We start from the raw sequence: 14,881 nt of genomic DNA on the forward strand, positions 1-14,881 counted from the left end.
CCGACCGCCTGCAAGGAAACGTCTGTCCCTATGAATGCCGCAAAACGCCTGGAAATTTTCCGCAGGTTTCACGAAGACAACCCGGAACCGAAAACCGAATTGGCCTACTCCTCACCGTTCGAGTTACTGATTGCGGTGATCCTCTCGGCTCAATCCACGGACGCTGGCGTCAACAAGGCCACGGCCAAGCTGTATCCCGTAGCCAATACACCCGCCGCGATTTACGCCCTGGGTGTGGAAGGCCTGTCCGAATACATCAAGACCATCGGCCTGTATAACAGCAAGGCCAAGAACGTGATCGAGACGTGCCGCCTGTTGCTGGAGCTGCATGGGGGTGAGGTGCCACAAACCCGCGAAGCCCTGGAAGCCTTGCCAGGCGTGGGCCGCAAAACGGCGAACGTGGTGCTCAATACGGCCTTCCGGCAGTTGACCATGGCAGTGGACACGCACATTTTCCGCGTCAGCAACCGAACCGGCATTGCACGGGGCAAGAATGTGGTTGAGGTGGAAAAGCAGTTGATGAAGTTCGTGCCCAAGCCCTATTTGCTCGACTCCCACCATTGGCTGATCCTGCACGGACGCTACGTTTGCCAGGCCCGCAAGCCGCGCTGTGGCAGCTGCCGCATCGAAGATTTGTGCGAATACAAGGACAAGACCTCCGACGATTGAGCGATCATTGGTTTTTATGATCAGGCGATTGAAAAAATCTTTTTTACCCGTTCGCGGATTATCGCTATAAGGGGCCCCAACGGCAGTCTTAGCCTGGAGTTGACCTTATGAGCGCTGGCAGCAAAGAAGACCTGGAAGTGGAAGACGACCTCGTTGCGTCGGATGACGATGAGGTGGTAGAAACACCTGTGCCAGAGGTGGCCAAGACCAATTTGAGCAAACGCCGCACTATCGACAATCTTCTGGAAGAGCGACGCTTGCAAAAACAGCTGGCCGATTACGACTTCGATTTCTGATCGAGCCGTTGACGGCCGGAAGCCTCCCTGACGGAGGCTTTTTTCTGCCGGTTACACGGGTATTCAAGGGGTGCAATATCCTCCTAAACCAGGCCGTTGCGCTGGGCCAGTTCGATCAGGTCCACAAGGGATCGGGCATTGAGCTTAAGCAGCAAGCGCGTCTTGTAGGTACTGACGGTTTTGTTGCTCAGGAACATGCCATCGGCAATCTCCTTGTTGGTTTTGCCACGGGCCAGTTGCTGTAGCACCATCATCTCCCGCCCCGATAAACGTTCGACCATGTCGGCTTCACTGGCATTGCCCATGGTTGAGCGTACCGAATTGAGCGCCTGGTTCGGGAAATAGCTATAGCCGGAAAGCACCGCCTTGATGGCACTGAGCAACTCTGTCAGATCCTGCTGCTTGCACACATAGCCGGCGGCCCCCGCCTGCATGCAGCGCATGGAAAAATGGCCGGGGGCTTGGGACGTCAGCACCAGTACCTTGAACGAGACGGCTTGCTTGGTCGAAGCCAGCCGGCAAATAACTTCCAGGCCGTCGAGCTTGGGGATTCCGATATCCAGTATCACAATATCCGGCATATGTTCCCGTGCAAGTTGCAACGCATCGACACCGTTATCGGTCTCGGCAACGACCTCATAACCATGACGCTCCATTAGCATGCGCACAGCAAGACGAATGACGGGATGATCATCCACGATCAGCACTTTATTCATGAGAAAGTCCAATTTCGCTGTTCGAATTATTTAGAGCAAACACAATAGCCTAGTCGATTACTAGTTGGCATAGCATTCCCCCCCGAACGAGAGCAGGCAGAGACCCAACCCACAAGAAGATAGGAATTAACCTACAAAAAATCGCCAACTTAGATGCATAGAGCTTTATGGTTGCTTTCAGACCTTTCTCGACGCGTACATATTTTGAGTGAAATATCGTGCCCATCAGCCCCTGAAAGTAAACGTGCCGCACAAGACTTTCAGGAAATGCCCCTTGCTTGTCGCCATGACGCGCACAAACCAACCCGGAACAACCGTTCCCATTAGTTCCATTTAACATATTTCAGCACTTCCATAATTCCTACAGAAAATTCAACAATTCACATATCCGTTGCAACTACATGAGTGAATTTTCTGTCAGACATAGTTCCTCCCCAGATGTAAAAAATCATTCAAACTTAAAAACAAATGACAAAAACGGAAAATAATTGCGCAAGTTACGAAAAAATCCTTAAACACAGGCTAAACATTAATAAACAGTTCTGCTTTTAAAGCGCCCATAAAAACCCAGGCAAAAAAAAATGGCCCCTTGCGCAAGGGGCCATTTTTCACAACAGGCGCACGACTCAGAACAACGAGCGGCCCTTGTTGGCAGCAATGCGCATGCGCAGTGCGTTCAACTTGATGAAGCCTGCCGCGTCCGCCTGATTGTAGGCCCCGCCGTCTTCTTCGAAGGTGGCGATGTTGGAGTCGAACAGCGACTCATCGGACTTGCGGCCGGTGACGATCACGTTGCCCTTGTACAGCTTCAGGCGTACGACACCGTTCACGTGAGCCTGGGAGGCGTCGATCATCTGTTGCAGCATCAGACGCTCCGGGCTCCACCAGTAACCGGTGTAGATCAGGCTGGCGTACTTGGGCATCAGCTCGTCTTTGAGGTGAGCGACTTCGCGGTCCAGGGTGATGGATTCGATGGCGCGGTGGGCGCGCAACATGATGGTGCCGCCTGGGGTTTCGTAGCAACCACGGGACTTCATGCCCACGTAACGGTTCTCGACGATGTCGAGACGGCCGATACCATGCTGGCCGCCGATACGGTTCAAGGTCGCCAGTACGGTGGCCGGGGTCATTTCAACGCCGTCCAGCGCGACGATATCGCCGTTGCGGTAAGTCAGTTCCAGGTACTGCGCCTTGTCTGGAGCGTTCTCCGGGGAGACGGTCCATTTCCACATGTCTTCTTCGTGCTCGGTCCAGGTGTCTTCCAGCACGCCGCCTTCATAGGAAATGTGCAGCAGGTTGGCGTCCATCGAGTACGGCGACTTCTTCTTGCCATGACGCTCGATCGGGATGGCGTGCTTTTCAGCGTAATCCATCAGCTTTTCACGGGACAGCAGGTCCCACTCACGCCACGGCGCAATGACTTTCACGCCTGGCTTGAGTGCGTAGGCACCCAGTTCGAAACGGACCTGGTCGTTGCCCTTGCCGGTGGCGCCATGGGAAATGGCGTCGGCGCCGGTTTCGTTGGCGATCTCGATCAGGCGCTTGGCGATCAATGGACGTGCGATGGAGGTACCCAGCAGGTACTCACCTTCGTAGACAGTGTTGGCGCGAAACATCGGGAAGACGAAATCGCGGACGAACTCTTCGCGCAGGTCGTCAATGTAGATCTCTTTCACGCCCATGGCTTGCGCCTTGGCACGTGCAGGTTCGACCTCTTCACCCTGACCCAGGTCAGCGGTGAAGGTCACCACTTCACAGTTATAAGTATCCTGCAGCCACTTGAGGATCACCGAAGTGTCCAGGCCGCCGGAATACGCGAGAACGACCTTGTTTACGTCGGCCATGCCATCACTCCACGGGGTTGTACGGAAAGGCGACGATTCTACCGATCAAAACCGCGAAATTACAGGGGCGCGACAGCAAATGAAGATAAAGCGACAGATTATGTCGAGTGGGCGACCGATGGTCGCCTCGATGGAGCATAGGTATTTACACACCCTAGTAGCGTTCAACGGTAACCACGATGCGAAGCGAGTCGCTCTTGATCTTGATCTGCTTTTGATCTCAGGCGCCCCGTTAAACCACGCTGGCCGAACGCAGGCTTGAATTCGTGGGTAACCCGGCAGGACGCCGGGTTAGCCGCCCCGCGCCATGGATGGCGCGTGGCGGCGGCCCACGGATTCAAGCCTGCGTTCGGGCACACCGAGCCCAAGCGAGGTGCCGAGTGGTGGGGCAAGAGCGCTTTGCTTACTTTCGCGCTTTTCGAAAGTGAGCCGCCGTCAGGGCGGAACCCTAAGTGGCCGTTGCCTAAATAACGGATATGTACCCGGTCCAACTGTGTTGACTGTTAGGCCGCCTTCGCAGGCAAGCCAGCTCCCACAATTGGATCGTAGGGTGTCAGATAGATAGGCGTCGGCTATCCGGTCGTCACGGGAGCAAGCTCCCTCGCCACAGTTTCGGCGTCATACCGAAGTTGTGCGGTTACCCATGCTTATGAGGTAGCCGCCGGGTTGCTCGGCGCAGTGGCCTGGGGCGCAGGTTTCTCAGGCGCGGCCACGCGCTCAAGCTGAATATTCACACGGCGGTTACGCGCACGGTTGGCGGCATTGGTGTTGGGCGCCAAGGGGTAGCTTTCGCCATGGAAGCGCATCGTGATCTGCGATTCCTGGATGCCGTTGGCCTTGAAGTAGTCCATCACCGCCAGGGCGCGACGGCGCGACACGTCGCGGTTGGTCAGACGGTTGCCACTGTTGTCCGAATGGCCATTCAACTCGACATGATTGACCGTGGGATCGGCTTTCATGAAGGCCAGGATCACGGACAACTTCTTCTTGGCCGCCGCGTCCAGCTCAATGCCGCCACCGGGGAAGCCGACTTCGGTCTGTTTGACCTGGTCGTAATTCATGGGCAGCAGCTTGGTGGTGCACAGCTGATAATCGTTATAGGCCTTGTTGAACTTCACCGGCAGCAGGCGAATTTCCGAGTAACCGCCTTCACGCCCGTAATGCCGCACCGTCGGGCTGCGCCCTTCGAGCAAGCCGGTGAACAGGCGACCGGCCTGGGCCTGGGAGCTATTGAACAGCACGTCGCCGCTGCCGACACGCACGGCCCCAAGGTTGATATCACCTCGGCCCGGTTGCCACGGCGCAGCAGCGGCCAACAGGGTTGCCGAGCCGGCGCCGAGGCTGCTGCCATAGGTTTTCAGACGAAACGTCGCCTGTTCGCCGGCCCGGCGTACGAATTCACCGGAACCGAAATCGGTGATCGGCTGGGTCAAGCGGCACTCGAACTGATCGCCCTCTACCTTCCACTCAATATTCTCCAGACGTGTCTGGAACGTGAGGGCCGCCGCAGGCAGGCTAGCGAACACACTGAGCAGGGCTAGATAATACTGGCGCACGGGAGGCTCCATGGGTTTCTACAACACTTCACAGCGTCATACATCGTTAAGGCATACCCGGAGATATCGGTAGCATCCGGCAAAACTTGATAGCGAGTGCCTGCAAGAGTCTTTTCCGGTAGCATTCCCACCAGATTGACCCGCCTGGAATCCCCAATGTCCGACCGCCTGACCCTGCTGCGTCCCGACGACTGGCATATTCATCTTCGCGATGGTGCTGCGTTACCCCAAACCGTGGCCGACGTGGCCCGCACGTTTGGCCGTGCCATCATCATGCCTAACCTGGTACCTCCGGTGCGCAATGCCGCAGAGGCCGACGCCTATCGCCAGCGCATCCTCGCTGCACGACCGGCCGGCAGCCGCTTCGAACCGTTGATGGTGCTCTACCTCACCGACCGCACCCAGCCTGAAGAAATCCGCGAAGCCAAGGCCAGCGGTTATGTGCACGCCGCCAAGCTGTACCCGGCAGGCGCAACCACCAACTCCGATTCCGGTGTAACCAGTATCGACAAGATCCTGCCGGCGATCGAAGCCATGGCGGAAGTCGGCATGCCGTTGCTGATCCACGGGGAAGTCACCCGTGGCGATGTGGACGTGTTCGATCGCGAAAAAATCTTCATCGATGAACACATGCGTCGTGTGGTCGAGCTGTTCCCCACGCTCAAAGTGGTGTTTGAACACATCACCACCGCCGATGCCGTGCAGTTCGTCAGCGAGGCGTCGGCCAACGTTGGCGCGACCATCACCGCCCATCACCTGCTCTACAACCGCAACCACATGCTGGTGGGCGGGATTCGGCCGCATTTCTATTGCCTGCCGATCCTCAAGCGCAACACCCATCAGGTAGCCCTGCTGGATGCCGCCACCAGCGGCAGCCCGAAGTTCTTCCTCGGTACCGACTCGGCGCCCCACGCCCAGCACGCCAAGGAAGCCGCATGCGGCTGCGCCGGCTGCTACACCGCGTTTGCCGCCATCGAGTTGTACGCCGAAGCGTTTGAACAGCGTAACGCGCTGGACAAGCTCGAAGGTTTCGCCAGCCTCAACGGCCCGCGTTTCTACGGCCTGCCGGCGAATACCGACCGCATTACCCTGGTTCGTGAAGACTGGACCGCCCCTGCCAGCCTGCCGTTTGGCGAGCTGACCGTTATCCCGCTGCGCGCCGGTGAAACACTGCGCTGGCGCCTGCTGGAGGAAAGCAAGTGAGTGAAGATCATTACGACGACGAACAAGAGCACGGCGGTGGCGGCTCGCGCCATCCGATGGCCGAGCGTTTTCGCGGCTATCTGCCGGTCGTCATCGACGTAGAAACCGGTGGTTTCAACTGCGCCACCGATGCCTTGCTGGAAATTGCCGCAACCACCATCGGCATGGACGAACAAGGCTTTGTGTACCCGGAGCACACGCATTTCTTTCGCGTAGAGCCCTTCGAAGGCGCCAATATCGAAGCCGCTGCCCTGGAGTTCACCGGGATCAAGCTCGACCACCCCCTGCGCATGGCGGTGAGTGAAGAAGCGGCACTGACCGATATCTTCCGTGGCGTGCGCAAGGCGTTGAAGGCCAATGGCTGCAAACGCGCAATCCTGGTCGGCCACAACAGCAGTTTCGACCTGGGTTTCCTGAACGCCGCCGTGGCGCGGCTGGACATGAAGCGCAACCCATTTCACCCGTTCTCCAGCTTTGACACCGCCACCCTTGCCGGCCTGGCCTACGGTCAGACCGTTCTGGCCAAAGCCTGCCAGGCAGCCGGTATCGACTTTGACGGGCGTGAAGCCCACTCGGCCCGCTACGACACCGAGAAGACTGCCGAGCTGTTTTGCGGCATCGTCAATCGCTGGAAACAGATGGGTGGCTGGGAAGACTTCAACGACTGAGCCCCGATGAGCATAGGTATCTACACAATTCTGTAGGTTGTCGCAGCCCACGGTAACCACGATGCGAAGCGAGCCGCTCTTGATCTTGATCTGCTTGTGATCTTGATCTGGCTTTTGATCTTAGGCGCCCCGTTAAACCACGCTGGCCGAACGCAGGCTTGAATTCGTGGGTAACCCGGCAGGACGCCGGGTTAGCCGCCCCGCGCCATGGATGGCGCGTGGCGGCGGCCCACGGATTCAAGCCTGCGTTCGGGCACACCGAGCCCAAGCGAGGTGCCGAGTGGTGGGGCAAGAGCGTTTTGCTTACTTTTGCGCTCTTTTCAAAAGTGAGCCGCCGTCAGGGCGGAACCCTAAGCGGCCGTTACCGCAGAAATGGATATGCACCCAATCCAACTGTGTTGACTGCCAGGCCGCCTTCGCGAGCAAGCCCGCTCCCACAGTTGGCTTGTGGGGTGTCAGGTAGAGAAGTGTTGGCTGGTAGGCCGCCATCGCAGGCAAGCCAGCTCCCACAGTTGGATTGTGGGTGTCAGGTAGACCCACCAGCGTAGGCTGTCAGGCCGCCACGGGAGCAAGTCCCCACCCATAAAAAAACCGGCCTTCTCAGGCCGGTTTTTTTATACCGTGACGTTGGCTTACAGCTTGCCAGCGTTCTCGGTCAGGTAAGCCGCAACGCCTTCTGGCGAAGCGTTCATGCCTTTGTCGCCTTTTTTCCAGTTGGCAGGGCAGACTTCGCCGTGCTCTTCGTGGAATTGCAGCGCGTCGACCAGGCGGATCAGTTCTTCCATGTTACGGCCCAGCGGCAGGTCGTTGATGATCTGCGAGCGCACAACGCCCTTGTCGTCGATCAGGAACGCGCCACGGAACGCCACGCCGCCTTCGGACTCAACGTCGTAGGCCTTGGCGATGTCGTGCTTCATGTCGGCAGCCATGGTGTATTTGACTTTGCCGATGCCGCCATCATTGATGGCGGTGTTGCGCCAGGCGTTGTGGGTGAAATGGGAGTCGATGGAAACCGCGACCACTTCAACGTTGCGCGCCTTGAAATCGTCCATGCGGTGGTCCAGGGCGATCAGCTCCGAAGGGCAGACGAAGGTGAAGTCCAGCGGGTAGAAGAACACCAGGCCGTATTTGCCTTTGATGGCTTCAGACAGTTTGAAGCTGTCAACGATTTCGCCATTGCCGAGGACAGCTGGTACGTCGAAATCCGGGGCTTGTTTACCGACGAGTACGCTCATTGGATATCTCCTGATGTAGGGGGTGACGATTGAAGTAAAAGGACAGGTCGAGTCTGCCGGTGAAAATCGACAGAAACATGACGCAATCACGCTTCGTAAAGACCGACCATCATACACCGAAAAAACCGTTCGTCAGCGCATGGGCGATGCGCGCTGGATTGTCGATGAAACTATTTTGACAATCATTCTCGTTAACATTAAGATCCATCGCACTTAAGCCATAAACCCGCGACGGTTCTCACTTATGTATGTCTGCCTCTGCACTGGCGTCACCGACGGACAAATCCGCGAAGCAATCTACGAAGGTTGCTGCAGCTACAAGGAAGTACGTGAAACCACCGGCGTAGCCAGCCAGTGTGGCAAATGTGCTTGCCTGGCCAAGCAAGTGGTACGGGAAACCCTGACGCAGCTGCAGACAGCCCAGGCCGCGCTCCCCTACCCAGCAGAATTTAAACACGCCTGAATAGGCCTGTTTTGAAGAACCGGACCTAGTGTCCGGTTTTTTTATGCCATTAATTCAATTAGTTAGCGCTTAGACGCGGAACACAAACATTCTTATTCCGATTAATTTTCATTTATTATTCAATAACTTAGGTTTGACACTAGGATTTTCACCGCTCAGACTCCGCCTTATACACAGCTATTACAGGGCAGGACCCCAGTCATGAAAGGCGACATCTCAGTCATCCAGCAACTCAACAAAATCCTTGCCAATGAACTGGTCGCGATCAATCAGTACTTTCTGCATGCACGCATGTACGACGATTGGGGCCTGGAAAAGCTCGGCAAGCGTGAATACAAAGAATCGATCAAAGCCATGAAGGACGCCGACGCGCTGATCAAGCGCATCCTGTTCCTGGAAGGCCTGCCGAACGTGCAAGACCTGGGCAAGCTGAACATCGGCGAGCACACCCAGGAAATGATCAGCAGCGACCTGGGCTTTGAGCGCAAGAGCCACAGCGACCTGAAAGCCGCGATTGCCCACTGCGAAACCAAGGGCGATTTCGGCAGCCGTGAACTGCTGGAAGATATCCTGGAAGACCAGGAAGAGCATATCGACTGGCTGGAAACTCAACTGGGCCTGATCGACAAGGTCAGCCTGGAGAATTACCTGCAATCGCAGATGGGTGAATAACTGCCCTTGTTATCACTGTAGGAGCGAGCTTGCTCGCGAAGAACGTCAACGATCACGCAGCGCATCTGATTTAACGCGTTGCCTGGGCGACCTTCGCGAGCAAGCTCGCTCCTACAGAAAAGCTCAAAAAAAGCCCCGCTCTCTTGTGAGAAGCGGGGCTTTTTATTGCTCGCCAATTAGGCGTCAGTCTTGGCCGCTGCTTTTTCCGCTGCGCCCTTGATCAGCGCTTGCAGCGAACCATCAGCTGCCATTTCAGTGATGATGTCGCTACCGCCAACCAGCTCACCGGCTACCCACAGCTGCGGGAAAGTCGGCCAGTTGGCGTACTTTGGCAGGTTGGCGCGGATTTCAGGGTTTTGCAGGATATCCACGTAAGCGAACTTCTCGCCGCATTGCATGACAGCCTGGGACGCTTTTGCGGAGAAACCGCACTGAGGCGCGTTAGGTGCGCCCTTCATGTAAAGCAGAATGGTGTTGTTGGCAATCTGCTCTTTGATCGTTTCGATGATATCCATGGAACACCTCTGCAGGAACTTTGCGACTCACGGGTCGGCACGGTGGCGCATTGTAACGCAAAAATCCAGCAGGATGCTCAGGCCGCCGCCACCTTCACCGGCACGCCGTTGAGCGCCGCATTACCCGACAACTCATCCAATTGCCGCTCGTCGGTCAAGTCATTGACACTCGCGCCCGGCTGGCTGTTCGCGATGCTCATCTGCACGCCCGGGCGACCGTGGCCCCAGCCGTGAGGCAGGCTGACCACGCCCGGCATCATGTCCGCACTGGCCACCACTTCCACTTCGATCATGCCGGTGCGCGAACTCACTCGCACCCGCTGGCCATCGCTCAGCTGCCGACGGGTCAGGTCGTCGGGGTGCATCAACAGTTGATGGCGTGGCTTGCCCTTTACCAGCCGGTGATAGTTATGCATCCAGGAATTATTGCTGCGCACGTGCCGTCGGCCAATCAGTAACAGTTCGTCGGCCACCGGCACCGGCTGCGCGGCGAAACGCGCCAGGTCTGCGAGGATCACGGCCGGTGCTGCTTGCACCTTGCCATCCGCGGTTTTCAAACGTGCCGCGAGGTTGGGCTTGAGCGGCCCCAGGTCCATGCCATGGGGATGATCTGCCAACATCGCCACCGATAACTTATGACTGGATGCGTCACCGTAGGCACCCGCGCGCAGCCCGAAGTCGATCATCTGCGCCGGTGGCAGGGTGGGCTTGAGCACCGCGCCAGTGTGCGCCGCAAATGCCTTGGCCAGGCCGACAAAGATCTCCCAGTCATGCAACGCGCCCTCAGGCTTGGGCAGGATGGCGCGATTGAAGCGCGTGACATTGCGCACCGCAAACAGATTAAAGGTGGTGTCGTAGTGATCGTTTTCCAGCGCCGAGGTGGAAGGCAAAATCAGGTCGGCATAACGCGTGGTCTCGTTGATATACAAATCGATGCTGACCATGAACGCCAACCCGTCCAGGGCTTGCTCCAATTGGCGACCGTTAGGCGTGGACAGCACCGGGTTGCCGGCCACCGTCACCAGGGCGCGGACCTGGCCTTCACCCTCGGTGAGCATTTCTTCGGCCAGCGCCGACACCGGCAGTTCTCCGCCGTACTCCGGGAGCCCGGACACGCGGCTCTGCCAGCGATTGAAATGGCCGCCGCTGGTGGAGGCCACCAGGTCCACCGCCGGGCTGGTGCAGAGCGCGCCGCCGACACGGTCCAGGTTGCCGGTCACCAGGTTGATCAGTTGCACCAGCCAATGGCACAGCGTACCGAACGCCTGGGTCGAGACGCCCATGCGGCCATAACAGACAGCCTTATCAGCGCCGGCGAAGTCCCTGGCCAACTGGCGAATCTGTTCGGCAGGCACCGCACACTGGCGGCTCATGGCCTCGGCATCAAAGCCGGCGATCGCCCTGCGCACCTCGTCCAGGCCTTGCACCGGCAAATGGCTGTCGCGTGTCAGCCCTTCAGTGAACAAGGTATTGAGCACGCCGAACAGCAACGCCGCATCGCCGCCCGGACGTACGAACAAGTGCTGGTCGGCGATGGCCGCCGTCTCGCTGCGCCTAGGGTCGACCACCACCACTTTGCCGCCCCGTGCCTGGATGGCCTTGAGGCGTTTCTCGACATCGGGCACGGTCATGATGCTGCCATTGGAGGCCAGCGGGTTGCCGCCGAGGATCACCATAAAATCGGTCTGGTCGATGTCAGGGATGGGCAGCAATAGGCCGTGGCCGTACATCAGGTGACTGGTGAGGTGATGAGGCAACTGGTCTACCGAGGTTGCGGAGAAACGATTGCGCGTCTTCAACAGCCCTAGAAAGTAGTTGCTGTGGGTCATCAAGCCATAGTTATGCACGCTGGGGTTGCCCTGATACACCGCCACCGCGTTCTGGCCGTGCCGCGCCTGAATGCCCGCCAGCCGCTCAGCCACCAGGGCAAAGGCGTCATCCCAGGCAATCGGCTGCCATTGGCTGCCCACGCGCAGCATGGGTTGGTGCAAACGGTCCGGGTCGTTCTGAATGTCCTGCAGGGCCACGGCCTTGGGGCAGATGTGGCCGCGACTGAAACTGTCCAGGGGGTCGCCCTTGATCGAGGTGATCGCCAGGCTACCGTCTTCGGCTTGGGTGGTTTCCAAGGTGAGGCCGCAGATGGCTTCGCACAAGTGGCAGGCACGGTGGTGGAGAGTCTTGGTCATGGCCAGTCTCTTTTATAGGGGCTTTGGCTCAACTATGGGCCGCGCCCCCTTGGCGCGCCAGCAACCTTCGCGTTGTGAATCGACAGGCATAGGCCAGGGCATGGCCAAGCATGAGCAAATGTTTCAGAAACCTTGCCCACAGGCGCTGAAACCGACGCGACCTGGCCCACGCCCGCCCCCGCGCATTGCAAAAGGCCTGGACGCCAGTGTACAAATGGCTCGCTGCTGTCAGGAAATCGTCTTCAAACGCGCGCCAGCGCCCTGCTTGAACACCCCTAAAACCGTAGCCCTATTGGTAAAACGCGACATTTAATGTCAATATCGCGTCTCCCCCTATTTCGTCGCCCCGTGCGGCTTTCGCCGCAGGTCTCGCCCGTTGTCGCAATAAACAAGGCTTTGAGTATCTGCGGTCTGTTGCAAAAGGTAGTTAATGATGAGCGCAAGGCACTTTCTCTCCCTGATGGATTGCACGCCCGAAGAGCTGGTCAGCGTGATCCGTCGAGGCATTGAGCTTAAAGACCTGCGTAACCGCGGCGTACTGTTTGAGCCTTTGAAAAACCGTGTACTGGGGATGATTTTCGAAAAGTCCTCGACCCGCACACGCCTGTCGTTCGAGGCCGGCATGATCCAACTGGGTGGCCAGGCGATCTTCCTGTCACCGCGCGACACCCAATTGGGCCGTGGTGAGCCGATCAGCGATTGCGCCATCGTGATGTCGCGCATGCTCGACGCCGTGATGATCCGTACCTTCGCCCACAGCACCCTGACCGAATTTGCCGCCAACTCCCGTGTGCCCGTGATCAACGGCCTGTCCGATGACCTGCACCCCTGCCAGTTGCTGGCCGACATGCAAACCTTCCTCGAACACCGTGGCTCGATCCAAGGCAAGACCGTGGCCTGGATCGGCGATGGTAACAACATGTGCAACAGCTATATAGAAGCGGCGATTCAGTTTGACTTCCACCTGCGCATCGCCTGCCCTGAAGGCTACGAGCCCAGCGCCGAGTTCATGGCCAAGGCCGATGGCCGTGTGCAACTGCTGCGCGATCCAAAAGACGCAGTGGTCGGCGCTCACCTGGTCAGCACCGACGTCTGGACCTCCATGGGCCAGGAAGACGAAACCGCCAAGCGCCTGGCCCGGTTCGCGCCGTTCCAGGTGACCCGCGCATTGCTCGACCTGGCCGCGCCGGACGTGCTGTTCATGCACTGCCTACCCGCCCACCGGGGCGAAGAAATCAGCCAGGACCTGCTCGACGATCCGCGCTCAGTCGCGTGGGATCAGGCCGAGAACCGCCTGCATGCGCAAAAAGCCTTGCTCGAATTCCTCGTACCACCGTCGTACCACCACGCATGAGCCAGCCATTACTGCTGAACCTGCGCAACCTGGCATGCGGCTATCAAGACCAGCGCGTGGTGCAGAACCTCAACCTGCACCTCAACGCCGGCGATATCGGTTGCCTGCTCGGCTCTTCGGGCTGCGGCAAGACCACCACCCTGCGCGCCATTGCTGGCTTTGAGCCGGTGCATGAAGGCGAAATCAGCCTGGCGGGCGACGTCATCTCCCGTGCCGGTTTCACCCTGGCACCGGAGAAACGTCGTATCGGCATGGTGTTCCAGGACTACGCGTTATTCCCGCACCTGAGCGTGGCTGACAACATCGCCTTCGGCATTCGCAAACACCCGCAAAAAGAGCGCGTGGTCGCCGAGTTGCTCGAACTGGTCAACCTGAAGAACCTGGGCAAGCGTTTTGCCCATGAGCTTTCCGGTGGCCAGCAACAACGTGTCGCCCTCGCTCGCGCCCTGGCGCCGGAGCCGCAACTGCTGTTGCTGGATGAACCCTTTTCCAACCTCGATGGCGAACTGCGCCGCAAGCTCAGCCATGAAGTGCGCGACATCCTCAAAGCGCGCGGCACCAGCGCGATCCTGGTGACCCATGACCAGGAAGAGGCCTTCGCCGTCAGCGATCACGTGGGGGTCTTCAAGGAAGGCCGACTAGAGCAGTGGGACACGCCCTACAACCTCTATCACGAACCGCAAACGCCTTACGTCGCCAGTTTCATCGGCCAGGGGTATTTCATCCGTGGCCGGCTGAACTCGCCGGAATCGGTCAGCACTGAACTGGGCGACCTGCGCGGCAACCGAGCCTATACCTTGCCAACCGGTGCTGCGGTGGATGTACTCCTGCGCCCGGATGACATCGTGTATGCGCCGGACAGCGCGTTGAAAGCCCGGATCGTCGGCAAGACCTTCCTCGGTGCCTCGACCTTGTACCGATTGCAACTGCCGACCGGCGCGCAATTGGAATCGATTTTCCCCAGCCATGCCGATCACCAGGTGGGCGCAGAGGTGGGGATTCGTGTGGCGGCTGAACACCTGGTGTTGTTCCAGGCATCCGGCAGCACAGCGGCGCAGATTCCCGCCGTTGAGTCAGGCGTGCGCCGCCACAGCGTCGCTCACTGATAAAGCCGGATCAAACTGTGGGAGCTCTTGCCTGCGATAGCAGACGGTAACCACGATGCGAAGCGAGCCGCTCTTGATCTTGATCTGCTTTTGATCTCAGGCGCCCCGTTAAACCACGCTGGCCGAACGCAGGCTTGAATTCGTGGGTAACCCGGCAGGACGCCGGGTTAGCCGCCCCGCGCCATGGATGGCGCGTGGCGGCGGCCCACGGATTCAAGCCTGCGTTCGGGCACACCGAGCCCAAGCGAGGTGCCGAGTGGTGGGGCAAGAGCGTTTTGCTTACTTTTGCGCTTTTCAAAAGTGAGCCGCTGTCAGAGCGGAACCCTAAGCGGCCGTTACCGCAGCAATGGATATGTACACAATCCAACTGTGTCGCCTGCCAGGCCGCCTTCGCGAGC

15 protein-coding genes are annotated in these 14,881 nt (G+C 58.5%); 9 read left to right on the plus strand and 6 right to left on the minus strand.

The window, feature by feature from the left end:
• The first annotated feature begins 30 nt into the window (after positions 1-30).
• A complete protein-coding gene (gene nth / locus MF6394_RS11680) occupies positions 31-669 on the plus strand; it encodes an endonuclease III (RefSeq protein WP_078466716.1) in 639 nt (212 codons plus the stop codon).
• A 107-nt stretch (positions 670-776) separates the two neighbouring features.
• The gene (locus MF6394_RS11685; RefSeq protein ID WP_044272159.1) at positions 777-965 is read left to right on the plus strand and encodes a PA3496 family putative envelope integrity protein; all 189 of its coding nucleotides are present in this window, start codon (positions 777-779) and stop codon (positions 963-965) included.
• 83 nt (positions 966-1,048) lie between these two features.
• Here MF6394_RS11685 and MF6394_RS11690 read toward each other — a convergent pair whose 3' ends face one another.
• The 3 genes from MF6394_RS11690 to MF6394_RS11710 all read right to left on the minus strand — a co-directional run bounded on the left by MF6394_RS11690 (position 1,049) and on the right by MF6394_RS11710 (position 5,081).
• Positions 1,049-1,681 carry a response regulator transcription factor gene (locus MF6394_RS11690; protein ID WP_003188986.1) on the minus strand — a complete coding sequence of 211 codons (633 nt, stop codon included), beginning with the start codon at positions 1,679-1,681 and terminating at the stop codon, positions 1,049-1,051.
• 626 nt (positions 1,682-2,307) lie between these two features.
• Positions 2,308-3,525, minus strand: coding sequence for an argininosuccinate synthase (locus MF6394_RS11695; RefSeq protein ID WP_003188984.1), 1,218 nt, complete (start codon positions 3,523-3,525; stop codon positions 2,308-2,310).
• 647 nt (positions 3,526-4,172) lie between these two features.
• Positions 4,173-5,081, minus strand: coding sequence for a flagellar protein MotY (locus MF6394_RS11710; RefSeq protein ID WP_044272152.1), 909 nt, complete (start codon positions 5,079-5,081; stop codon positions 4,173-4,175).
• Positions 5,082-5,237: 156 nt separating this feature from the next.
• Here MF6394_RS11710 and pyrC point away from each other — a divergent pair, with 156 nt between their 5' ends.
• Positions 5,238-6,284 (plus strand): dihydroorotase, encoded by a 1,047-nt coding sequence (pyrC, locus tag MF6394_RS11715; protein ID WP_032893318.1) that lies wholly within the window; start codon positions 5,238-5,240, stop codon positions 6,282-6,284.
• Positions 6,281-6,952, plus strand: a complete 672-nt coding sequence (gene rnt, locus MF6394_RS11720) for a ribonuclease T (RefSeq protein ID WP_003188980.1) — start codon at positions 6,281-6,283, stop codon at positions 6,950-6,952. The genes pyrC and rnt overlap by 4 nt, the downstream gene beginning before the upstream one ends.
• A gap of 632 nt (positions 6,953-7,584) precedes the next feature.
• Here the strand turns inward: rnt and MF6394_RS11735 are convergent.
• Entirely contained in the window at positions 7,585-8,187 is a 603-nt protein-coding gene (locus tag MF6394_RS11735) for a peroxiredoxin (protein WP_003172097.1), read from the minus strand.
• A gap of 22 nt (positions 8,188-8,209) precedes the next feature.
• On the opposite strand from MF6394_RS11735, the gene MF6394_RS33785 reads away from it, so the two are divergent.
• The 3 genes from MF6394_RS33785 to bfr all read left to right on the plus strand — a co-directional run bounded on the left by MF6394_RS33785 (position 8,210) and on the right by bfr (position 9,322).
• On the plus strand, positions 8,210-8,404 hold the full coding sequence (locus MF6394_RS33785) for a hypothetical protein (RefSeq protein WP_125969605.1): 195 nt from the start codon (positions 8,210-8,212) through the stop codon (positions 8,402-8,404).
• Positions 8,405-8,431: 27 nt separating this feature from the next.
• Positions 8,432-8,650, plus strand: a complete 219-nt coding sequence (locus tag MF6394_RS11740; RefSeq protein WP_003188977.1) for a bacterioferritin-associated ferredoxin — start codon at positions 8,432-8,434, stop codon at positions 8,648-8,650.
• A gap of 201 nt (positions 8,651-8,851) precedes the next feature.
• Complete coding sequence (gene bfr, locus MF6394_RS11745; RefSeq protein WP_012722487.1) at positions 8,852-9,322, plus strand: bacterioferritin; 471 nt, start codon at positions 8,852-8,854, stop codon at positions 9,320-9,322.
• A 176-nt stretch (positions 9,323-9,498) separates the two neighbouring features.
• On the opposite strand, the gene grxD is transcribed toward bfr, so the two are convergent.
• On the minus strand, positions 9,499-9,837 hold the full coding sequence (gene grxD, locus MF6394_RS11750) for a Grx4 family monothiol glutaredoxin (protein WP_078466719.1): 339 nt from the start codon (positions 9,835-9,837) through the stop codon (positions 9,499-9,501).
• 77 nt (positions 9,838-9,914) lie between these two features.
• Positions 9,915-12,023 (minus strand): molybdopterin oxidoreductase family protein, encoded by a 2,109-nt coding sequence (locus tag MF6394_RS11755; protein ID WP_078466720.1) that lies wholly within the window; start codon positions 12,021-12,023, stop codon positions 9,915-9,917.
• A gap of 433 nt (positions 12,024-12,456) precedes the next feature.
• Between MF6394_RS11755 and argF the strand changes: the two genes are divergently transcribed.
• Positions 12,457-13,377 carry an ornithine carbamoyltransferase gene (argF, locus tag MF6394_RS11765; RefSeq protein ID WP_014717139.1) on the plus strand — a complete coding sequence of 307 codons (921 nt, stop codon included), beginning with the start codon at positions 12,457-12,459 and terminating at the stop codon, positions 13,375-13,377.
• Positions 13,374-14,483 (plus strand): ABC transporter ATP-binding protein, encoded by a 1,110-nt coding sequence (locus MF6394_RS11770; RefSeq protein WP_032893324.1) that lies wholly within the window; start codon positions 13,374-13,376, stop codon positions 14,481-14,483. The genes argF and MF6394_RS11770 overlap by 4 nt, the downstream gene beginning before the upstream one ends.
• Positions 14,484-14,881: the final 398 nt, after the last annotated feature.

The organism is Pseudomonas sp. MF6394, assembly GCF_002018845.1.
Taxonomy (GTDB): Bacteria; Pseudomonadota; Gammaproteobacteria; order Pseudomonadales; family Pseudomonadaceae; genus Aquipseudomonas; species Aquipseudomonas lactis.

Coding starts and splice junctions, on each gene's coding strand:
- MF6394_RS11735 (WP_003172097.1), bottom strand. CDS start 8,187: ATGAGCGTACTCGTCGGTAAACAAGCCCCGGATTTCGACGTACCAGCT.
- pyrC (WP_032893318.1), top strand. CDS start 5,238: ATGTCCGACCGCCTGACCCTGCTGCGTCCCGACGACTGGCATATTCAT.
- MF6394_RS11685 (WP_044272159.1), top strand. CDS start 777: ATGAGCGCTGGCAGCAAAGAAGACCTGGAAGTGGAAGACGACCTCGTT.
- bfr (WP_012722487.1), top strand. CDS start 8,852: ATGAAAGGCGACATCTCAGTCATCCAGCAACTCAACAAAATCCTTGCC.
- MF6394_RS11770 (WP_032893324.1), top strand. CDS start 13,374: ATGAGCCAGCCATTACTGCTGAACCTGCGCAACCTGGCATGCGGCTAT.
- grxD (WP_078466719.1), bottom strand. CDS start 9,837: ATGGATATCATCGAAACGATCAAAGAGCAGATTGCCAACAACACCATT.
- MF6394_RS11695 (WP_003188984.1), bottom strand. CDS start 3,525: ATGGCCGACGTAAACAAGGTCGTTCTCGCGTATTCCGGCGGCCTGGAC.
- MF6394_RS11755 (WP_078466720.1), bottom strand. CDS start 12,023: ATGACCAAGACTCTCCACCACCGTGCCTGCCACTTGTGCGAAGCCATC.
- MF6394_RS11690 (WP_003188986.1), bottom strand. CDS start 1,681: ATGAATAAAGTGCTGATCGTGGATGATCATCCCGTCATTCGTCTTGCT.
- nth (WP_078466716.1), top strand. CDS start 31: ATGAATGCCGCAAAACGCCTGGAAATTTTCCGCAGGTTTCACGAAGAC.
- MF6394_RS11740 (WP_003188977.1), top strand. CDS start 8,432: ATGTATGTCTGCCTCTGCACTGGCGTCACCGACGGACAAATCCGCGAA.
- argF (WP_014717139.1), top strand. CDS start 12,457: ATGAGCGCAAGGCACTTTCTCTCCCTGATGGATTGCACGCCCGAAGAG.